Below are 22005 nucleotides of genomic sequence, written 5' to 3' on the forward strand. Positions count from 1 at the left end.
GGGACTCCGCCCGGCTCCGCGAGCGCAGACAGCTCGCGGGTCATGTCCGCCGTGTCGACGAATACTCCATTCCACGCAGACGCGGCGTCGGTCGCGGAGACCGCGGTGCAAACGCCCGCGAGCGCCCCCCTCCAGCGAGGGACGACGTTATCGTCACGCGCAATCGAAGGGCGTGCCTCTCCGACCCCCCGAGGCTCCTCATTTACCGGTGAGACATGCTCTCGATGAGACACGATCCCGAGACCGAGGCGATCTGCGCTCGAAATCCTCGCAGGACACATCCACCCAGCTCAGGACTCGGTCACCCACAGGGTGAGCAGCGCGTCAAGGCGGGCTGTTCAGCGTACCGCGGGAACGGACGCTCTGGTAGGTTGCCGCCATGCACGCTGACGATTCTATTCTCCGTCGTTCTGCAAGCACGGAATCGCTTCAGCAGTTCTTGCGCGTCGCCGCCGCCGCTGCCGAAGCGCTGGCGAAGCTGCATCAGAGCGGGCTCATTCATCAAAACATCCGTCCACAGAATCTGCGGATCGATCTGTCGACGGAAGAGGTGCAGTTGACGGGGGTCGACCGCGGCTTCGATCCTTCTCCTTCTGCGCTCAAGCTCCCGCTCGACAGCTTGCCCTACATTTCCCCTGAACAGACAGGGCGCATCGACGCGTCGATTGATCATCGAACGGATCTCTATTCGCTCGGCGTGATGCTCTACGAGCTGCTGGCCGGCGCGCAACCGTTCACCGCCGACGACGCGCTCGGGTGGGTCCATTGCCACGTGGCGCGCGCGCCGAGGCCGCTCGAAGAAATCGTCCCCCGCGTGCCGGAGGTGGTGCGCAATATCGTCACGAAGCTGCTGGCGAAGGCCCCGGACGAGCGATACCAGAGCGCGCGAGGCCTCCAGCACGATCTCGCGCGTTGCCTCTCCGATCTGGAAGCGACGGGGCACATCGACCCATTTCCGCTCGGCGCACGGGACGTATGGGACAAGCTTCGCGCCCCGAGCCGGATGTACGGGCGCGGTCGGGAGACGCAGGCGCTCCTCGACGGTGTGCAGCGGGTCGGGAGGACGGGGGCGCCAGAGCTGATGCTGATCAGCGGTCCCTCCGGGATCGGCAAGTCCTCCGTCGTCACGACGCTGCGCAAGAAGGTCGGCGCGGACGAGGCGCTCTTCCTGTCGGCAGGGTTCGAGCCGAACAAGCAAGACATCCCCTACGGGCTGGTCACGCAGGCGTTCGGGGCGCTGATCCGGCAGACCATGGCGCTGGGAAACGCGGAGCTCGAAGCCACGGCGCAGCAGATCAAGGCCGTGCTGGGGTCGAAGGGGCAGGTCGTGGTCGATCTGCTCCCGCAGCTCGAGATCATCATCGGCCCGCAGCCGCCGCTCGATCCATTGCCCCCCGGGGAATCGCGGAATCGCTTCAACGCGGCGTTCAGGGAGCTGCTCGGTGTCTTCGCCAGGCGCGCGTGCCCGGTGGTGCTCATCGTGGACGACTTGCAATGGGCGGACTTCGGCAGCCTGAACTTGCTGCAGCACCTGCTCACGCACCCCGGGGCGACCGACGTGGCGGTGATCGGGATGTACCGCAGCGACGAGGTGAACGCCGCGCATCCGCTGAGCGTCGCGGTGGAGGAGATGAAGGGCGCCGGGGTGCCCGTGACCTCGCTCGAGATCAAGCCGCTCCGCACCGCGGAGCTGATCGAGTACCTGGCCGGGATGTTCGGCGGCGACCCGGCCCACGTGGAGCCCCTCGCGACGCTGCTCTGGACGAAGACGGGCGGGAACCCCTTCTTCGTGACGCAGGTCCTCGGCACGCTCCATCAGGAGCACCTCATCCGGTTCGATCAGCGGACGTGGACGTGGCGGTGGAACATCGAGGAGATCGAGGCCCGGGACATCACGGACGATCGGGTCGACGTGGTGGTCACGAAGATCACCCGGCTCCCGAGCGAGACCGAGGAGATCCTCAAGCACGCGGCGTGCATCGGCCGGGAGTTCACCGTGCATCTCCTCGCCTCGCTCTGCGAGAAGAGCCCCGAGGCGCTGCGCCGGGCGCTGCAGCCGGCCCTCGCCGGAGGGCTCCTCCTGCAGCGACCGCTGGGGTACAGGTTCCTCCACGATCGGGTCCAGCAGGTGACCTATGGCCTCATCCCGGAGGAAGAGCGGGCTGCGAAGCACCTGGACATCGGCTTCCACCTGCTGAAGCACACGCCGGAGGAGGAACTCGAGGCGCGGCTGTTCGATGTGGTGAACCAGCTCAACCTGGGCGCCTCGAAGATCGCTTCGCTGGAGGACCGCCTGCGGGTCGCCAAGCTCAACGCCCGGGCTGGCCAGAAGGCCCGGAGCGCGAACACGCCGCGCACGGCGATCAGCTACCTGACGACGGGCATCTCGCTGCTCCCTGGTGAGGGCTGGGACCTCGAGCACGCCCTGGCGTTCCACTTGCACCAGGAGCTCGCCGATTGCGAGTTCCTGAGCGGCGGCGCCGAGGAGGCGGAGCGGCTGACCGCGATCCTGCTGGAGCGCGCGACGACCAAGATCGAGCGCGCGGCCGCGTGCCGCTTGCGCATCGCGCTCTCGACGGCGCGGGGCGACAACAAGGCGGCCATCCAGACGGCGCTCGGGTGCCTGCAGCTCTTCGACATCGATCTGCCCACCGATCCAGGGCAGGAGGAGTTCAGCGCGGAGGTCGAGCGGGTCCGGTCTCAGCTCGGTGATCGGTCGATTGAGGACCTGATTCACCTGCCCGAGATGTCGGATCCCGAGGTCGTCGCGGCGATGCAGCTGCTCTCCAGCATCTATCCGGCGACGGTCTATACCCAGCCCTTGCTGGCGAACCTCGTGGTCATGCGCATGGTCCGCCTCAGCATTCAGCACGGAAACACGGCGGCATCGGCACACGGCTATGCGAGCTTCGGGCAGATTCTCTGCTCGCTCCTCTCGTCGTACCGGGAGGGGTATCAGTTCGGGAAGCTCGCGTGCGATCTCGTGCTGCGGCCTGGGTTCGGGGCGTTCGTCTCGGAGGTGATGGGGCTGTTCGGGGCGACCATTCTCGTCTGGACGCGCCACGTCGGGGAGGCGCTCGAATACTTCCGCATTGGGTTCAAGAGTGGGCAGGAGCTGGGCAACATGCTCTATGCCTCGTCGAACCTGCTCCAGTACGTGTTCGTCTCGCTGTTCAAGGGCTCTCCGCTCAACGCGGTGCTCGAGGGGACGCTCTCGGGGCTTCAGTTCGCGAACCAGGCGAAGCTGCAGCACGCGGCCGACATGGTGCTCGGCATCCAGCGGTTCGTCTATGCACTGCGGGGCGGTACCGCGAGCATCGCGTCGCTCAGCGGCGATGGCTTCGACGAGCAGGACTTCAATGAGCGGGTCATCGGCAACCAGATCCCGCTGGTGCGTTACTGGTACTATGCCCATGTCGTTCAGTCGCGCTATCTGGGGAACGATCTGGAGGGCGCGCTCGCTGCGGTGAAGCTCACCGAGGAGGCGACGTGGGCGAGCCTGCCGGGCGTCGTCGATGTGGCGTTCCACGCCTACGCCGCGCTCACCGAGGTGGCGCTCCTGGAGAAGGCCACGGAGGGGGCGACGCGGGACGCGCTCCGGGCGTCCATCGATGGGCGCGTGCAGAAGCTGCATCATTATGCGGAGCTCTGCGCGGAGAACTTCGAGCCCAAGTACGCGCTGGTCATGGCCGAGGTCGCGCGCCTCGACGGGCGGGAGATCGAGGCGGCGAAGCTCTACGACAAGGCGATCCGCACCGCGCGCGCTGCCGGGTTCCCTCACGACGAGGGCATCGCCTGCGAACTCGCGGCGCGCTTCTACCTCGGCGGCGATTTCGCGGTGATGCCCGGTGCCTTCATGATGGAGGCGCGCCGAGCGTACGAGCGGTGGGGGGCGCTGGCCAAGGCGCGTCAGCTCGACGCCCTCTACCCGCACTTGCTGGAGCGTCCGCGGGAGAGCACGCCGGCCGCGAGCGATGACGCCGAACCGATCGACACGCTCGCCGCGGTGAGGGCATCGCAAGCGATCTCCAGCGAGATCGCGCCCGACCAGCTCCTGGCGACGCTGATGCGCATCCTCGTGGAGCACGCGGGTGCCCAGCGCTGCAGCTTGCTCTTGCCGTCACCGACCGGGTTGACGCTCGCCGCGGAGACCACGCTGGACAACCAGGGGGTGCGGGTCCACATCCCGAAGCAGCACACGGTGCCATCACCGACGGCGCTGCCGCTGTCGATTGCGCACTACGTGCAGCGGACGCGGGAGAAGGTGGTCCTCGACGATCTCCAGGTGCAGCTCACGTTCACGGGAGACGTGTACATCGCGCGCTCGCTGCCCCGCTCGCTGCTGTGCGCGCCGATCATCCGGCGAGGAGAGGTGGCCGGGATCCTGTACCTGGAGAACCGCCTCGTGCGCGGCGCGTTCACGCCGCGGCGGCTGGTGCTGCTGGAGTTCCTCGCTGCGGTCTCGCTGGAGAACGCGCTCCTCGCCGCCGATCTCGCCAAGGAGTCGGCCGAGCGCTCGCACGTGGAGCGCACGCTGCGCGAGAGCGAGGAGCGGCTCCAGCGGCTGGTGGAGACGGCGAACGTGGTTCCCTGGGAGCTGGAGATCACGACGGGTCGCTTCACCTACGTAGGGCCGCAGGCGGTGACCATGCTGGGGTACCCGCAGGAGCAGTGGTACGAGGAGGGGTTCCTCCGGACGCATGCGGCCCCCGGCGAGTACGAGCGAGCGCGCGACTACCTGGTCAGCGCACGCGCTGGCGAGGATTTCGATCTCCGGATGCTCGCCGCCGATGGGCGCACGGTGTGGATGCACAATGTGGTCAGCGCCCGGAGGGACGAGGGCGCCCCGGTCATCGGCGGGTTCCTGTTCGATGTGACCGATCGCAAGGCCTACGAGGCGGACCTGAGAGAGAAGCTCGACATCATCGAGGCGCAGCAGGCGTCCATCCGGAAGCTGTCGACGCCGATCATCGCGGTGTGGGAAGGCGTGCTGACCATGCCGGTGCTCGGCTCGGTGGACGAGCAGCGGGCCGAGCAGATGATGGAGGTGGTGCTGGAGGAGGTGACGCGCACGGCGTGCCGCCACATGATCATCGATCTGACGGGCGTCGACGCCGTCGACACACGCACGGCGTTCCACCTGATGCGGATCGTAGGCGCCATCCAGCTCCTCGGGGCGCGGAGCATCGTGGTCGGGATCCGACCGGAGGTGGCGCGCACGATCGTCATGCTCGGCGTGGACCTCTCGGCGATCGTGACGCTGGCCAACCTGCGCGAGGCGTTGCTGGAGTGCATGCGGCTGGAGCGGAATGCGCCGGGGCTCTCGCGCGGGCGTCCGGCGCGTGACGCAGCCGGGACGCGCGCGCTTCGTCGATCGCTCTAGTTCCGTGGGAGCGTGTACGGTGTCGTCCGAGGGGGCACGAGGTGAACCCGCAGGCGCGCCGCCAGGGCCGAGACGTGGGGCTGAAGGTTCATCGTGATGTGGTTCCCCGGGACCGTGTGAACCTCCAGCCCCTCGGTGGCCAGTTCGCTCCAGCCGGCTTCCGGATCGGGCGGATTCCAGGCGTCCCGCTGCCTGGCGCGCAGGAAGAGGATCTTGCCCGGGTAGGGCTCCGGCTCGTAGCGGCGCAGCGCATGCACGCTGGCCTCGAAGACGCCGAGCAGGCGCCGAAGCTCGTCGAGATCACTCTTTTCTTCGGGCAAGCCGGCCGCGCGGCCGCCGATCGTCAGAAAACGGCGCAGCCGTTCGTCGCTAGGCATGGCCCGGAGGGCATCTGCCGAGGTCTCGACGCCAGCACCGACCCGGAGGAGATAGGCGAGGATCGACGACTCGTCGTCCTCGATCCGCTCCTCCGGGAGCCGCCTCGGCACGGCACAGTCGAAGATCGCGAGCAGCGGGACGTCGTGCCCGGAGGCGCGGAGCGCCTGGGCGATGCCGTAGGCGACGGCCCCACCGAACGATGAACCGCCCAGGTAGTAGGGACCCGAAGGCTGAAAGGCCCGGATCGCGGCGAGGTAGTGGGCGATGAGGGGCTCCATCCGGTCGAAGGGGGTCTCGCCTTCCTCGAGCCCGATGGCGCGCACGCCATAGACGGGCTGCTCGGCGCCGAGGGCCTGGGCGAGTTCGCGATAGAAGTAGATGTGCCCACCCGCGGGGTGAATGAGGAGGATCGGGGGCCGCCCCGAGGCGCCGCGCTGGATCTCCACGAGCTCCGGAGGGAGGCGCTGACGCTCGGTGGCTGCAGCTTCGTCGGCAAGGAGGCGTGCCAGCGCGGCGATCGAGGGGGCCTGGAGGAGGGTGTGCTGGGTGAGCGGCTTGTCGAATGCCTTGCGCAGCCGCGCGAGGAGCTGGATGGCCATCAAGGAGTCGCCGCCGAGCTTGAAGAAGTCGTCGTCGAGGCCAGCTTCCATCCCGAGGACGTCGCGGAAGATCGCTGCGACCTCTCGCTCGATGTCGTTGCGGGGAGCCACGGGGGCTGCGCTGCTCGAGTGCCGGATCGAGTCCGCGCTCACGTCGGGCGCGACGTCCGACCTCTTTCGCGGAGCGGCTCCCGGACGAGCCGCCGCACGGGCCTGCTTGGAGAACGGCTCCTGGGCGAGGAGCATCGTGCAGTCCGTGCGGGTCTGCTGCTCCAGGGCCGCAGGGCAGACCTCGACGGCGGAGAAGCCGATGGAGCGGAGCACGCTCTCCCACTGCGCCGGCATCAGGAACGGGGAGGCCGCACGAAGCGCCTCGTCGGCGAAGTACCACCAGCCGGCCTCGAGCCCCCAGATCATCGTGTACCAGCGCGGAGCGCGCGTGGCTTCGAGGACGACCATCACGCCACCCGGCGCGAGGAGGCGCTTCAGGTTGGTGAGGCTGTCCTTCACCGAAGGCGTCGCATGGATCACGTTGTAGGCGAGGACGATGTCGTACGACCCTTCCTCGTAGCCCTGATCGATGGGATCACGCGAGACGTCCATCATGTCGAAGCGCATGAAGTCGATGCCCTCCTGCGCGGCCCGACGCTCCGCCTGCACGAGGAAATAGCGCCCGAGATCGGTGAAATGGTACTCGATGTCGCGATTTCGCAACGCCGGCATGAGCCGGAACGTCACCACGCCCGAGCCGCCGCCGGCCTCCAGGATCCTGATTTTCTGACCGGGTGAGCGCTCGAGGAGTCGCACGAGGACCTTCTCGAGGAGGGCGTAGTAGGTCGGCTGGCTCGAGTAGTGCATCGAGTTCTCGGCGCTGGGGCGGAGCAGATCGCCGGTCCCGTCCGGGTGCAGGACCGTCATGGGGTCGATGCGGCCCGTGAGCGCGTCGCCATAATGAGCGACGCAGTGGGCCAGGACGCCGAGATCCGCGGCGAACTCTGGGTATCTGCGTCCGAGATCGACGCTGAAGGTGCTCGGGTCGCCGATGCGCTTGCCGTCTTGCAGCACCTCGACGCGATCGCCGTCCAGGCGAACCACACCATCTTCGGCGAGGGTGCGCAGGAAGAACGCGAAGAACTTGTGGAACTTGGGGACGATGCCGAGCCGCTCGGTCAGCTCGCGCTGGTCGTGGAACGCCCCCGCCTCCAGCGTGACGCCTCGCTCCTGGAGGAAGCGCACGATGTAGCGCTTGCACAGCTCGGTCGCGGCGCGCTCGAAGCCCGCAGGGAAATGTACCCAGGGCGACTCGGCCTCCGCAGCCTCGGCGAGGCGGGCGATGGTGTCCCGGTCCTGCTCGATGCTCAGCCCGATCCGCGCATCGACAGCGGGAGGAGGGACGCTCTCGGGTTCGAGCCAGTGGCGCTGCCGCTCGAAGGGATAGGTCGGAAGAGAGACACGGCGGCGGTGCTCCTGGGCGTGCAACCGGGCTCCCGCCAGAGGGACCCCCTCGATCCAGCATCGGCCAGCCGCTTCGAGCACCGACGCCAGATCGGCCTTGGTGTCGTCCGGGCGGGGGAGCGACGCGATCACCGCGTGGTGGGAGGTGCTCGTCACCGACTGCTGCGCGAGGGCGGTGAGCGTCCTGCCCGGGCCGACCTCGAGGAGAACCGCGCGGGGCTGGCGGCCGATGTCCTCGATCGCGGCGCCGAAGCGCACGGTGGCCCGCATGTGCCGGCCCCAGTACGCAGGATCCGTCGCCTCCACGGGGGTGATGAGCCGGCCGGTCACGTTGGCGTAGTAAGGGATCCGGGGGACGCTGCGAGAGACGCGGGCGACGAGGGTGGTGAACGGCTCGACGATGGCCTCGACCGCATGGGAATGGAATGCGTGCGAGGTGCGCAGCCGCCGGGCGCCGATGTCACGGGCTTCGAGCTGCGCGGCGAGGCGCCGGATGGCTTCCTCGGGACCCGCGACGACGCAGCGTGAGGGGCCGTTCACGGCCGCGAGGGTCAGGTCGTCCCCGAGCAAGGGCCCCAGCTCCCCTGCGGGGAGGGGTACGGCCACCATCGCGCCGGGTGGGAGCGCCTGCATCATCCGACCGCGCGCGGCCACCAGGGCGAGCGCATCTTCGAGCGAGAAGACGCCAGCGAGGCACGCCGCCACGAACTCGCCCAGGCTGTGACCGACCATCGCCTTGGGTTCGACGCCCCAGGACCGCCAGAGCTGGGCGAGCGCGTACGAGGTCGTGAAGAGGGCGGGCTGCGCCACGGCCGTCTTCTGGAGCATGTCGGCGGCCGTCGTGTCCCCCGCAGGGGGGTAGAGCAGGGTGCGCAGGTCGAATCCCAGGTGAGGCTGGAGGAGGGTCGCGCACGAGTCCACGGCGTCGCGGAACACCGGCTCGGTCTCGTAGAGGCCGATGCCCATGCCGGGATGCTGAGCGCCCTGGCCCGGAAAGAGGAAGACGACCCCGGGCGGCTCGGCGCTGACTTCTCCCGAGAAGACCCGGCCGGGTGAGGCCGCCGTGAGCGCCAGCGCGGCGTCTCTGGCGTCTGTGGCGACGACGATGCGGCGGTGGTCGAAGTCCTTGCGCCCCACCTGGAGGGTGAACGCGACGTCGGCCAGGGGAGGCGCATCCGCGCTCTCGAGGTGGCGAGCCAGCGCCTCCGAGGCAGATTGCAACGCTCCAGGAGTCCGAGCCGACAGGGAGAGAAGCTGCACCGGGCGTGAGGGACCGGAGGGTTCGGCGTAGGGCGCCTCTTCGAGGATCGCGTGCGCGTTGGTCCCACCGATACCGAACGAGCTCACCCCCGCCCTGCGAGGCGCGTCCCGCCGCGCGAGCCAGGGGGTCAGCGCCTTGTTGACGTGGAATGGGCCGTTCGCAAAGTCGATGCGAGGGTTGGGCGTCTCGAAGTGGAGGCTCGGGGGAATCTCACCGTGCTCCAGGGTGAGGACGGTCTTGATGAGGCCAGCGATCCCGGAGGCGGCGTCGAGGTGGCCGATGTTCGTCTTCACCGAGCCGATGGCGCAGCGCTGCGGGCGCTCCGTGCTCGCCCGGAATGCCTGTGTGAGTGCAGCGATCTCGATGGGGTCCCCCACAGGGGTACCCGTGCCGTGCGCCTCGATGTAGCCGATCGAATCGGCCGCCACGCCTGCCATGGCCATCGCTTGCAGGATGACCTCCACCTGACCGTCGACGCTGGGCGCCGTGAACCCGACCTTCGCGGCGCCGTCATTGTTCACGGCGATCCCGCGGATCACGGCGCGGATCGGATCGCCGTCGGCGATCGCGTCGGCGAGTCGACGCAGGACGACGACGCCGACCCCATTGCCACTCACGATTCCCTTCGCCCTGGCGTCGAAGGCGCGACAATGGCCGTCGGGCGAGAGGATCATTCCCTCCCGGTACAGGTATCCCCTGCGCTGCGGGATGGTGATGGTGGCCCCTCCGGCGAGCGCCGTGTCGCACTGGTAAACGAGCAGCGCCTGACAGGCGAGATAGACGGAGACGAGGGACGTCGAGCAGGCCGTCTGGATGCTGAGGCTCGGGCCTCGCAGGTTGAGCTTGTAGGATGTCCGGGTGGCGAGGAAATCCTTCGAGGTCGCAATCTCGATCTGGTAGTCGTCCGCCGCGTCCCCGTGCCGGGCCGAACCGTCGATGCGATCGAGGTACGAGCTCGCGCTCGATCCGGCATACACGCCGACGACGCCTCCCTCGGCGTCACGCGCGTGTCCGGCATTCTCCAGGGCCTCCCAGGCGCACTCCAGAAAGACGCGGTGCTGCGGGTCGGTCAAGGACGCCTCTCTCGGGGTGAACCCGAAGAAGGGCGCGTCGAACCCTTCGATCCCCTCCAGCACACCGCGGGCCCGCACATAGGCGGGATCGCTGCGCACGGCCACGGGAATACCGGCCGCAATGAGGTCTTCCTCGGTGGCGATGGAGATGCTCTCGACCCCATCACGCAGATTTCGCCAGTATTCCTCCGGGTTCTTCGCTCCAGGGAGTCGGCATGACATGCCGACAATGGCAATCCCATCAAGTTCTTCTTTATCCATGGCGCATCCTCCGAATGGCTGCCTGGTTCTGGACTCGTTTCATGGCGCCCCGGGCCATGGCGGCCCGGTCGTGACTCTGCTGGGCCATGCGGCCCGACGAGCTGTTGATGTTGTTTTCGCGTGGCCCTTCCAGATGCTCGGCCAGCGAGCCGACCGTCGGGTACTGGAAGAGTGAAGTGACCGGGATCGAGGTATTGAGCGCGCGCTCCAGCCGGACGTGGACCTCCCCCATCAGGAGGGAGTGGCCTCCGAGGTCGAAGAAGTTGTCGTGCAGGCCGACCACGTCCACCCGCAGGACGGCCCGCCAGATGTCGGCGATGATCTGCGCGATTCCCCCCGACGGGGCGACGGGAGCCGTGGGCCGTTGCGGGCCGAGGGCCTGGGGCACGGGCAGCGCCGCGCGATCGACCTTGCCCCCTGGTGCGACGGGGAGCTGGTCCATGAGCACGATCGACGAGGGGATCATGTGGGCCGGCAGGCGGTCCCGCAGGTGGCTCTTCAGCTCGTCGGCGAGGGTGTCGGAGGTGCTCTCGCGGGGGACGACCCACGCGATGAGGTGAGCGTCCCCCGGGGCCAGCTCCACCCGCCCGACCACGGCCACGCGGACGGCAGGGTGCGCGCCGAGCTCGGCCTCGATCTCGCCAGGCTCGATCCGGAAGCCACGCAGCTTGATCTGCTGGTCGACGCGGCCAAGGATCTCGAGCGCGCCATCCCCTCGCCAGCGAGCGCGATCGCCGGTGCGGTAGAGGCGCCCTCGACCGAGGGGATCGGGGACGAACCGTGACGCCGTGAGGGCGGGCCGGTCGAGATACCCCCGCCCGACACCGATACCTCCCAGGTACAGCTCACCAGGCACCCCGATGGGCACGGGTTCGAGGCGCTCGTCGAGCACGAGGCAGGCGACGCTGCTCAGCGGCTTCCCTACGGGGGGTCTCCCCCCCTCCGGGGAGCACTCGGCGACGGTGGCGCAGATGGTGGCTTCGGTGGGGCCGTAGGCGTTGAAGAAGCGGCGCCCCGGGGCGAAGCTGGCGACGAGCTGCGGAGAGCACGCCTCCCCCCCGGCGATGACCGTCTCCAGGGGCAGTGCCAGCGTGTCCACGGCCACGTCGCCTGCGCCGAGCGCCGTGAGGGCTGCCGGCGTCAGGAGCGCCACCGTGACACCGTGGTCCTGGATGAACCTGCGCAAGACGGGCCCCGGCAGGAGCGCTCTCGCTGGCGCGAGCACGAGCGTCGCGCCGGCTGGCAAGGCCATGAGGATCTCCATGACCGAAGCGTCGAAGCAGATCGACGCGAACTGGAGAACGCGGCTCTCGGGCCTCACCCCGAACGCCTGGATCAGCGCAGGAGCCAGGCTGCACAGGCCGCGGTGAGGGACCATGGCCCCTTTGGGGAGCCCCGTGGAGCCAGAGGTGTAGATCACATAGGCGAGGTCGTCGGGTTCGACATCGACCCGAGGTGACACCACGGGCTGCGCGTCGATCAGCGCCTGATCCTGGTCCAGCAGGACCCGCGCGGCCCGGTGCTCCGGGAGCACGCCCAGCGTCCGGCGCTCGGCGACCAGGACCGAGATGGCAGCATCCTCGACCAGGTAGGCGAGACGCGCAGGGGGATACGCTGGATCGAGGGGCACGTAAGCGCCACCGGCCTTGAGAATGCCCAGCAAGGCGACGAGAAGTCCCAGCGAGCGCTCCACACAGAGCCCGACGCGGACCCCCGGCTTCACGCCCCGCGCCCGCAACAGATGGGCGAGCTGGTTGGCTCGCGCGTCGAGCTGCGCGTATGTCAGGGACTCCCCCTCGAACAGGACCGCCTTGGCCGCAGGGGCCCGCGCCGCCTGGGCCTCGAACAGGTGGTGCATGCAGGTCACGTCGGCAGGCGGAGGCTCCGAGTTGATCGACAGGCGCATCAGCTCGTTCCGCTCCGGCGTGGGCAGGAGCGGGAGGGCGGCCACCGTGGCGCCTTGCATGCGCGCTCGGGCGCCGGCACGCGAGGAGACCGGCCCCTGGAGTGACGCGAGTGCGCCCTCCAGGACGGTGAGGTAGCGGCGGACCATCCGCGCGATGGTCGAGGTATCGAACAGCTCCGTGCTGTACTCGACGACCAGGGAGATCGCCTCGTCGTGCTCGACGAGCTGGATGGTCAGGTCGAACTGCGAGGTCGGCCGGTCGATGTTCGCGCGCTCCACCCTCCAGGCCGTCGCGCCCTGCGAGGCAAATGGATCGCCCGCGAAGGCCACCTGGAAGAGGGGGTTCTTGCCAGGGTGACGGGGTGGTTTGAGCGCCGCGACCAGCTCGGTGAAGGGCAACTCCTGGTACGCGTAGGCGTCCGTGACGGCCTCCCTCACGCGGCTCAGCAGCTCACAGAACGGCTCGCTCCTGTCCACCGGGACGCGCAAGACGAGCGCATTCACGAAGCAGCCGAGGATCGAGTCCACCCCTGGCAGGGTGCGCCCTCCCGTGAAGGTGCCGAGGACGACCTCCTCCCCGCCCGCGTGACGGTGGAGGAAGGCGACGAACGCGGCGAGCAGCAGCATGTAGCGGGTCACCCCCGCCGCCGCCGCCGTGGAACGGGTCCGCACCGACAGCGCGTGCGAGAGGTGCCAGACCTTGCTCTCCCCGCGGAGCGATGGCGTGGAGCCCCGAGGGCGGTCCGTGGGCAGGGCCAGCTCCGGCAGATCGACGAGGCGCTCGCGCCAGTACTGCAAAAGCGCCGGCCGCCGCACCTCCAGCGCGTCACGTTGCCACGCGCAGTACTCCGGCTCCTGCACGGCGGGGGGAAGACGCAGAAGCTCCTTTCCTTTACGAAGCGCTCGGTATTCGGCCTCGATCTCTGCGGTGAGGGTTCGCACGGCCATCCCGTCGAGGATGAGGTGGTGATAGGTCACGAAGAGCCGGTGCTCGTAATCCTCGAAGCGCACCAGCGTGAACCGGACCAGGGGACCAGCCGCGAGATCGAACGGCCTGCACGCGATTTCGGAGACTTGTGATTGAGCAGCAGCGGAGCGAGAGGGCGCCGGGAGGGCGCGGAGGTCGAGCGCGTACAGCTCGACGTCGACGTCATCGAGTAAACGCTTGTGGGGCTGACCACCCCGATCGACGAAGACGCAGCGCAGCACCTCGTGCCGACGAATGAGCTGCACGAGGGCGCGCCTCAGCAGAGATTCGTCGATGTAGCGCCCGGGGTGGATGACGACCGTCTCGTTGTAGGCAGGCACGTCCGGCGCCCGCCGCTGCTGGAGCCAGAGCTGAGCTTGAGCCGCCGAGAGGGGCAGCGAGAGCGCCCTGGAAAGGGGAGGAGGAGGGGTCGGCTCATTCACCTGGACCGGAACGCTCCGCTCGACCAGCGTCGCGAGATCTTCGAGCGTTCGCGCGTCGAGCAAGGACCTGAACGGCAGGTCGACGCCCAGCTCTCGCTGAATACCCCAGAGAATGCCTGCGGCGGTCACCGAATCTCCGCCGAGATCCAGGAAGCTGTCGTCGAGCCCCACGTCATGCAGGCGCAGGGCTTCCGTGAAGAGCCGGGCCAGCACGCGCTGCGTCGGTGTCTCGGGGGGCCGGGCCCGCATCAGCTCGATACGAGGGGCAGGCAGCGCGCGCGGATCCACCTTGTCGTTGATCTGGAGCGGTAGTCGCTCCAGGAACATGATCACGGAGGGGACCATGTAATCGGGGAGCCTGCGTGCCAGCGAGCGTTGCAGGCCGCGCGCCGTCATCGTGTGCTCCGGATGTAGAACGACGTAGGCGACGAGTCGCTTGGCGTGCGGCTCTCCAAAGGCCACGACGGTCGCGGCAGCGACACCAGGTTCCCCCTCCAGGTGCGCGACGATCTCACCCGGTTCGACCCGGTGACCACGAATCTTGACCTGACTGTCGACTCTCCCCAGGTATTCGGTGTCACCTTCCGGTGTGCGACGCACCCGATCGCCGGTGCGGTACATGCGCCCCCCATCCGGGAGGCCCGTCAGATAGCGCTCCGCCGTCAGGCCAGGTCGATGGAGATAACCCCGCCCGAGCCCAGCTCCCGAGATGAAGAGCTCCCCCTCTTCCCCCTCGGGGACGGTCTGCAGGTGCTCGTCCAGGACGAGGTACTGGGTGTCGGCCACAGGTTTGCCGATGAAGCTCCCCAGGTCGACCTCGGCATCTTCGCGGGTGACCCTGCGAAATGACGAAGCGATCGTGATTTCGGTGGGTCCATAGGCATTGATGATGTTCGGCTTCTGGTCTCCCATCTGCACGAACCAGGGGCGGAGGGAGGCGAAATTCAGCATCTCTCCACCGATGGCGACGTAGCGGAGCGCATAGCCCACCGGCTCAGCGAGGAGGATGGGCATCAGCTGACGAAAGACCGAGGGCGTCAGCAGCACGGTCGTGACCTGGCGCTCACGGAGCACCTTCGCGAACCGGTGCAGGGCGCGACAATCTTCGAGCGAGACCATGACCAGCTCGGCGCCACGCAGCAACGCTCCCCACGTCATCCAGACCGAGGCGTCCCACGCATAGGAATGGAAGAGGGCGAAGACATCCCGGTGGTCGATGGCGAAATGCTCCTCCGTGCCCTCGACGAACCGCACCACATTGTGGTGGGTGATCATCACCCCCTTCGGAACGCCCGTCGATCCGGAGGTGTAGATGACGTACGCGAGGTCTTCGTCGGAGCCTGCGACCGTCGGGGGCGTGGTCGGCTCACCAGCGATCGCCTGCGCGTCCTCGTCGACGAGCACGGCACGCACCGGCTCGGCCCAGGTTCGCCCGAGAGAGCGCGACGAGATGACGAGTGGCGCGCGCGAATCCGAGAGATAGAACGCGACGCGCTCGTCCGACTGCGCAGCGTCGATCGGCACGTAGGCCCCGCCCGCCTTCAAGACACCGAGGATCGCCACGATGATGTCCGTGGAGCGATCGAGACAGATCAGGACGAGGGTCCCACGAATGATCCCCATGCGCTGGAGGTAATGAGCCAGCTGATTGGATCGTTCGTCGAGCTCACGATACGACAAGGAGCGCGATTCGAACGTCACGGCCGTCGCCTCAGGCCATTGCGCGGCCTGCATGGCAAACAGCTGATGGACACGGAGGCCCCTTCCAGCGGGGACCTCCACCCGTTCTGGTGGTGATTCGACGTGTCTCATACAACCTCCGATCCGGATGGACGGGGACGATAGACACGCAAGATCGGCACGACGCGACTGGAGCGCGACGATCCCGCGCCCCCCCTAGCACTAAGGGATACGACCGCTCCGCCTTCTGTCAAGAACAACATCTGGCCGCTCCATCATTTTGGATGCCAGGCGGCCATTCATGCGCTCTGACGTTCTAATCGGTATTTCTCGCAACAGGCCGATGAACGCACGCAGATGTAGCGCGATGTGCCGACCAGGCATTCACCTGGAGCCTGCGTAACCTCAGGTGGGAATGACTATCGAGCGGGCGCCGGATTGTTCCCACGCGGGGTCACGATCGCGTCCTCGTCGTCCTCGCCTGCGTCTGGCGCAGGCTCCGGGAAGGTCGCTCCAGCCGGCAGCTCAATGACGGGCGGAGGCAGGACGGGTGGCAATGGTGTATCACCGTGGACGGAGTATGGGAACTGTGGGGCCACGGGGGCGAGGTGCGGCGGCGCGCGGAAACCCACGCCCTGGGTCGCGACGACGTCTTCGTCGCTCTCCTCGTCTCCCCTCGCTTCTGGGTCCTGGGTGAAAGCCGTGTCGCCCAGGGTCCCCTGGGGCTCCACGGGGGCCTCCTCGGCGGGTTCGATGGTGGCCTCCTCGAGCAACTCGACCGCCTCGTCATCGACCGCCTCGTCATCGACCGCCTCCAGCGCATCGGCGTTCAGCTCTTCGATGTCCTGCTCGGGCTCGACCTCCGCCAGCTCTACCGCCTCGAGCTCCTCCCCCTGTTCCTGGAGGTGCCCTTGCGCTGGGTACTCGTCGAGCTGGTACTCGGCTTGCCTCTGGTCCTGGTGCCCGTCCTGGGCCCCAACCCCGTCTGCGACCTGGTACTCGGCTTGCTCCTGCTCGCTGGGGCCCCCCTCGGCCTCGGGAGCGACATGGGGCTCGGGAAACGACGTGTAGGACCGCGGAATCCCGAGCTCACCCGGGAAGGTCACGGGCCGATCGGGGAGCTCGACGCCGACACGGACGCGCGCCGTTCGCAGCGCAGCCTCGTCGGTCACGGCGAAGTTGCCGCGCCACACCAGAGAGCAAGTCTGCCGATCGGTGTCGATGAGCATGGTGTCCGCCCAGAGGGGCAACCTCTCACCGTCGCGATCTCGGTCCGGGTAGACGCAGGCCACTGCGCGAACCCCGGGCAGGCGGCTGCGGACCATGGGCAAGGTGGGGTGCATGCCGCCGAGCAAGATCCCCTCGGTTCCGTGCAAGAAGTCGAGCCGCTGGTCCGGAGGGGCGACCTGGTAGTACTCCCACATGAACCCCTGTGGGAACTCGAGCCGAGTCCCGTCGAGCTGGCGAGGGTCGAGGTTGCCGAGGAGCCTCCGGCGCACAGGCCAGTGCCGGGCCAGGGGGCCGAAACATGCTGGGATCGAGGGGTCGGTCGCGTGAACCAGGTTCGGCACCCCCTGGCGTGGATCGACGCCGATGGGGTTCACCTCGGGGTGCCAGGCAGCTCGCTCGTAAATGAGGGGGATCCGCTGGTAGAACGATGGCTCGGTGGGATGCCCTCCCCGGTCCAGCGTGCGATCCCCGTAGACCGAGATGGTCTTCGACAGGAGGACCTGCCCTTCCCGATGCACCACCACGCGCGCACCGGCGACCGACGTGTGGGTCCCCGAAGCGGCGTACGCATGCCCGGTCACCAGCAGCTCGGCCTGCCCCAGGTACGGGGCCAGGTCGCTCCCGGCGCGCAAGCTGCAGTGGGAGTCGGCATGATGGTGCGCCTCCTGCACGACGAGGCCATCAGCCTCGCGAGGGACCATCTCCCCTTCGGGAACGATCGTCAGGGTCGCCTTGACGATGACAGAAACGCGGATCTCGTCCGCACCGTGCACGCGCCAGACCACCGTCGCAAACGTGGTGGCAACGTCCCCCACCTCGCCGATGCGCACCGGCCAGGAGTCGCCGACGCCAATCATCGGGCCGGATTACCATGCTCGAAGGGCAGCATCCAGTATCCATCGGCGAACCTGGACGGCCAATGTCCGCAGGCGCGCCCATGCCGGGGGGACCGGACGCGATGCGGGGTCCTCTCACCTGGCAAGGAGCGCAAACGCGCGTCTCACCGGCTTCGCGTCCAGGGTCCGTCCTCCCACCGTGCCCCCTGGTCGCTCCTCCTGGCGTACCGGGGAGTGACGCAGGTGGGGCAACGAGGAGCACGAGCGCGAGACAACGCGCTCCTCGACGAACGCTCGCTGGCCGGCATGCCTCCCCTGCGACGTGCGTGTCGGCCGCTCGGAGATCTCCCATCCCGCGTGATGTCGACGCCGGTCGATCATGGCGACGACGTCGCTCGATCGACGATGTCGCGCTCCCGTCGTCGATCGAACCCGCCGTGAGGATGACCACCTCGCTCCGCGATCGAACCGCAGAAAGAGCCGCGCGGCGAGCGTTCGTCGTGACCTCGTCCGTGCTAGACTTTGAGGCCTTCCAGATGCGAGAAACCAGCTCCCCCATCGAACAGCTTCAAACGAAGACCGGCCGGGAGTGGCCCAACCTCGCGCGGGCGCGCCAGCGTTCCAACGAGACCCATACCCGCCTCGGTGAGCTGCTCCGTGATCAGGATCCGAGCGATACCAGCATCGTGGTGTTCGGCTCGCTCGCGCGAGGCGAGTACACGTCCGGGAGCGATCTCGACTGGACGCTCCTCATCGACGGACAGGCCGACGAAGCCCATTACGCTCAGGTCCAGGCCATCTCCAGGATCCTCCAGGAAAACACGTACCAGGAGCCGGGCCCCACGGGCGTGTTCGGCAACTTCGCGTTCAGTCATCCCATCCTCCACCAGATCGGCGGACAGGACGACACGAACAAGAACACCACCCAGCGGATCCTTCTCCTGCTCGAGTCCCTCGCCATCGGCAAGCAAGATGCTCACGAGCGCGTCTTGCGGCTGGTCCTGTCGCGCTACATCGATGACGATCGCGGCATCCGCTTCTCTGGCAACAAGAAGTTCCTCGTTCCCCAGGTGCTCCTCAACGACATCGTGCGGTACTGGCGCACGGTCACCGTCGATTTCGTCTCCAAGCAGCGCGAACGGGCGAATGGCTGGGCCCTGCGGAATGCGAAGCTGCGCATGTCCCGCAAGCTCATCTTCGTCAGCGGGCTGCTCACCTGCTTCAGCTTCGTGCTCTTCGGCCAGGACGAGCAGCTCACCGACATGCAAGGGAGAGCGCTCCCGCCTGCGCTCCTCCGCGTGCTCCGGGCTCGCCTCCGTCGCACGCCCCTCGAGAACCTCGCCGAAGCGCTGCTCCGGCCGGCGGTGACAGCGGAGACGGGTCGGATCCTCTTCGACGCCTATGACAAGTTTCTGGGCGTGCTCGAAGACAAGGAGAAGCGCACCCAGCTGAAGAGGCTGCCGCTGGACGACAACCTGGGCAAGGATCCGCTGTTCAGAGAGGTCATGCAGCTCGGGCGCAGCTTCCAGGAGGGGCTCGATCGGCTGTTCTTCAAGGAAGACGAGATCCTCTTTCAGCTCATCAAGGCGCACGGGGTCTTCTGATGCGCGCGAGCGGATTCTCGACCGGAGCGCTGGCCAAGGGGGATGCTCCCCACGCCCTGTCACTTCTCGCCGGCAGCGGCACCCGCGTCATTGAACTCTCTGCGCTCCGCATGCACGAGGTGGCTCCACTGCTCGCCGCTGCCGCGACGCTGGAGCTGGGACCCTATGATTACGTCTCGGTGCACGCTCCGAGCCGGTTCACACGCGAAGAGGAGCCCCGTGTCGTCGACGCGATGCTCGAACTCTCTCAGCGCGGCTGGCCCATCGTCCTCCACCCGGACACCATCCACGATTACGCCCCGTGGCGCCAGCTCGGCTCCTTGCTCGTGATCGAGAACATGGACAAGCGAAAGCCCATCGGCCGCACGGTCGAGGAGCTGGAGTCCGTCTTCGAACGTCTCCCCGAGGCCTCGTTCTGCTTCGATCTCGGACACGCGCGGCAGGTCGATCGCACCATGACCGAGGCCTATGCCCTGGCACGCGCATTTCGCGATCGCCTCAGGCAGCTCCACGTCAGCGAGGTGAGCACCCTGAGCCGACATGATCTGCTGAGCTGGGGTTCGGTGCGCGCTTTCCAGAAAGTGGCGCCGTGGATCCCACGAGAGACACCGGTGATCCTGGAAACTCCGGCATCTGCGGCACAGGTGCAGTCGCAGATTTCGATGGCTGCCAAGGCATTGCCCTGCGATTGAGCTTGGCCAGCGTCAGGAGCGCCCTTATTCTCGTACGTCGTTGGAGGATCTGCACATTCCAGTGCGTCCCTGCTGGCGGAGGAGAATGGTGGCTATCGTGGAACCGGGGGGTCGCTGGCCGCAGGGTGTGGGCCATCCAGTCACGAGGGCCAGCCGCGCTCTCGCTCGCCCCGCGCTCGCATTGCTGCTCCTGCTCGTCTCGGCCGGGTGTGCAGCGAGGGGGCTCGACCCGGCTGCCTCGGCTGCTGACGAGGCCGCATACCGAGACACGCTCGCGCGCTCGGCGCGGCTATGGCAGCGAGCCGAATCGCTTCGGGCACAGGACCAGGCGGCGTCCGTCGAACTCTTCGAGCTCGACGAGGTAGCGGCCGCCGCCTCGCCCACCCGACCTCTGCTGAAAAAACGGCGCCGTGTGCTCCGGGCTGAAGCCGTCGCCAGGCGCACGGAGGCCATCGTCGCCTACCGCGCCCTGGTCGACGCTCCAGACCTGCGGGACGCGCCCGAGCGCTCCCGAGCGCTCTTCGCCCTCGCCCATTCCCTGCAGGACGCTGGCAAAGCAGAGGAAGCCAGGAACCGCTACCGGCAGCTCCTCGAAGAGCATCCCGAAGCGAAAGCCACGCCAGAGGCTTACCTGGAGCTGGCCAACCTCGCCTATGCCGAGGGTGATCTGGATGAAGCGGTGTGGCGATGCGATGGCAGCCTCCGCCGCTCCACGAAGCCCAGCCTGCGCAAGCGCGCTCTCTACCTGAAGGCGTGGAGCCTGAAGGGCCTCGGTCGCAAGCACCACCGCGCCGCCATGGAAGCCCTGCGCGAGCTGGTGCGCATGCGCCCCTCCGATCCACGCTCTCTCGAGGCCCAGCTCGAAGACGCCGCTGCGAGTGAGCTGGTCACCCTCTACACGGATCACGGCGATCCCGACGAGGCAGCCAGCTTCTTCGCTGCCGCCGGTCCTCGTGGGGCCAAGCTCCTGCAGGAAGCGCGCGCCCGCGGCCTCGGGACGGGGCGGCGGCTCGAGCGACTCGAGCGCAAGATCTACTGACCCACACCAACGCGCCCCGCATGTGGGCACGAGCGCTTGCAGGTCGGATGGTGATGCCGCTACCGTGCGCGCGTCGGTCAGGTAACCCCATCCGCTCCGCTGGCTTCATCAATCCCTCGGCGGACGCTGGACCCTGGCCTTCGCCACGACATTCGTTCTCAGGAGGCGCCATGGCAAGCCGGACCAAGCTCGTCGACTTCTTTCTCGCGCTCGGCGAAGAGGAGCGACTGAAGCAATTCCAGACCGATCCCGAGGCGGCCATGACGGCCGCGGGTCTCTCGGACGAAGAGAAAGTGCTCGTTCGCGCGGGCGACGAAGATCGGCTCCGCAAGGTGATCGGTGACGAACCGCGCGCCTCCGGCATGCGCTTCATCATGTCGGCGCTCCCCAAGAAGATCTGATCGATGCCGGCCGGATCGCTCACCGTCGTGGGGACCGGCATCCGGCTGGTCACACAGCTCACGCCCGAGGCGCGCGCCGCCATCCGGGACGCCGAGAAGGTCTTCTATGTGACCGATGGCCCTGTGCAGCGGCGGTGGTTCGAGCAGCTCAATTCCACCGCGGAGAGCCTCCATCACCTCTATCAGCTCGGGCGCGATCGGCTCTCCACGTACGAGGAGATCGTCGAGCGCGCCCTCGCGGCGGCGCGCGGTGGCGTCCGGGTCTGTCTCGTGATGTACGGGCACCCTGGCGTGCTCGTCACCCCGGCCCACGACGCCATTCGCAGTGCCCGAGCCGAAGGGCTGAGCGCCACCATGCTCCCCGGCGTCTCTGCGGAAGACTGCTTGTTCGCCGACCTCGGCGTCGACCCGGGCGCCCGTGGATGCCAGACCTTCGAAGCCACCGATTTCCTGGTGCAGCGCCGGCGCTTCGATCCGCGCAGCGCCCTCGTGCTCTACCAGATCGCCGCCATCGGCGTCCGCGCCCACACCGCGACCCTCCCCAACCTCCGTGGCCTGCGGGCCCTCAGCGCTGCCCTCGTCGAGCACTACCCGGCGGAACACCAGGCGATCGTCTACACCGCCGCGGAGTACCCGGGCTGCCGCGCCATCATCGAGCCTTCGACCATCGCCGGTCTCCCGAGCGCTCCGGTCCAGGCGACGGCGACGCTCTACGTCCCGCCGCTCGACCAGCTCCCGGCGGATCCAGAGCTTCTCGTCGCCCTCGCCCCCGAGTGACCGGATCACGCCGGGGCAAC

At 68.0% G+C, this 22005-nt stretch carries 9 protein-coding genes; 6 read left to right on the forward strand and 3 right to left on the reverse strand.

Annotated elements, in window-relative coordinates:
- The first annotated feature begins 379 nt into the window (after nt 1–379).
- Nucleotides 380–5383, forward strand: coding sequence for an AAA family ATPase (locus tag CMC5_RS35270; protein WP_050434517.1), 5004 nt, complete (start codon nt 380–382; stop codon nt 5381–5383).
- Here the strand turns inward: CMC5_RS35270 and CMC5_RS35275 are convergent.
- The 3 genes from CMC5_RS35275 to CMC5_RS35285 all read right to left on the reverse strand — a co-directional run bounded on the left by CMC5_RS35275 (nt 5380) and on the right by CMC5_RS35285 (nt 17493).
- Complete coding sequence (locus tag CMC5_RS35275) at nt 5380–10410, reverse strand: type I polyketide synthase (protein WP_063796402.1); 5031 nt, start codon at nt 10408–10410, stop codon at nt 5380–5382. The two genes, CMC5_RS35270 and CMC5_RS35275, sit on opposite strands and share 4 nt — an antisense overlap.
- Nucleotides 10403–15538 (reverse strand): non-ribosomal peptide synthetase, encoded by a 5136-nt coding sequence (locus CMC5_RS35280; RefSeq protein WP_082363077.1) that lies wholly within the window; start codon nt 15536–15538, stop codon nt 10403–10405. Before CMC5_RS35280 ends, CMC5_RS35275 begins: the two co-directional genes overlap by 8 nt.
- Before the next feature lie 287 nt (nt 15539–15825).
- The gene (locus tag CMC5_RS35285) at nt 15826–17493 is read right to left on the reverse strand and encodes a DUF2169 family type VI secretion system accessory protein (RefSeq protein WP_050434520.1); all 1668 of its coding nucleotides are present in this window, start codon (nt 17491–17493) and stop codon (nt 15826–15828) included.
- Between the two features lie 515 nt (nt 17494–18008).
- On the opposite strand from CMC5_RS35285, the gene CMC5_RS35295 reads away from it, so the two are divergent.
- From CMC5_RS35295 to CMC5_RS35315, 5 genes are all read left to right on the forward strand, one after another.
- The gene (locus tag CMC5_RS35295; RefSeq protein ID WP_050436319.1) at nt 18009–19076 is read left to right on the forward strand and encodes a nucleotidyltransferase domain-containing protein; all 1068 of its coding nucleotides are present in this window, start codon (nt 18009–18011) and stop codon (nt 19074–19076) included.
- The gene (locus CMC5_RS35300) at nt 19076–19768 is read left to right on the forward strand and encodes an apurinic/apyrimidinic endonuclease family protein (protein WP_050434522.1); all 693 of its coding nucleotides are present in this window, start codon (nt 19076–19078) and stop codon (nt 19766–19768) included. The genes CMC5_RS35295 and CMC5_RS35300 overlap by 1 nt, the downstream gene beginning before the upstream one ends.
- Nucleotides 19769–19865: 97 nt before the next feature.
- Nucleotides 19866–20807: a tetratricopeptide repeat protein gene (locus tag CMC5_RS35305; protein WP_169796755.1), complete on the forward strand. Its 942-nt coding sequence runs from the start codon at nt 19866–19868 to the stop codon at nt 20805–20807.
- Between the two features lie 170 nt (nt 20808–20977).
- On the forward strand, nt 20978–21208 hold the full coding sequence (locus CMC5_RS35310) for a hypothetical protein (protein WP_050434524.1): 231 nt from the start codon (nt 20978–20980) through the stop codon (nt 21206–21208).
- Nucleotides 21209–21211: 3 nt separating this feature from the next.
- Nucleotides 21212–21985 (forward strand): SAM-dependent methyltransferase, encoded by a 774-nt coding sequence (locus tag CMC5_RS35315; protein WP_050434525.1) that lies wholly within the window; start codon nt 21212–21214, stop codon nt 21983–21985.
- Nucleotides 21986–22005 lie beyond the last annotated feature (20 nt).

The sequence above is a fragment of the Chondromyces crocatus genome (assembly GCF_001189295.1).
In the GTDB taxonomy this organism is placed as follows: Bacteria; Myxococcota_A; Polyangia; order Polyangiales; family Polyangiaceae; genus Chondromyces; species Chondromyces crocatus.

Coding starts and splice junctions, on each gene's coding strand:
- CMC5_RS35280 (WP_082363077.1), bottom strand. CDS start 15,538: ATGAGACACGTCGAATCACCACCAGAACGGGTGGAGGTCCCCGCTGGA.
- CMC5_RS35310 (WP_050434524.1), top strand. CDS start 20,978: ATGGCAAGCCGGACCAAGCTCGTCGACTTCTTTCTCGCGCTCGGCGAA.
- CMC5_RS35270 (WP_050434517.1), top strand. CDS start 380: ATGCACGCTGACGATTCTATTCTCCGTCGTTCTGCAAGCACGGAATCG.
- CMC5_RS35300 (WP_050434522.1), top strand. CDS start 19,076: ATGCGCGCGAGCGGATTCTCGACCGGAGCGCTGGCCAAGGGGGATGCT.
- CMC5_RS35285 (WP_050434520.1), bottom strand. CDS start 17,493: ATGATTGGCGTCGGCGACTCCTGGCCGGTGCGCATCGGCGAGGTGGGG.
- CMC5_RS35315 (WP_050434525.1), top strand. CDS start 21,212: ATGCCGGCCGGATCGCTCACCGTCGTGGGGACCGGCATCCGGCTGGTC.
- CMC5_RS35275 (WP_063796402.1), bottom strand. CDS start 10,410: ATGGATAAAGAAGAACTTGATGGGATTGCCATTGTCGGCATGTCATGC.
- CMC5_RS35295 (WP_050436319.1), top strand. CDS start 18,009: ATGCGAGAAACCAGCTCCCCCATCGAACAGCTTCAAACGAAGACCGGC.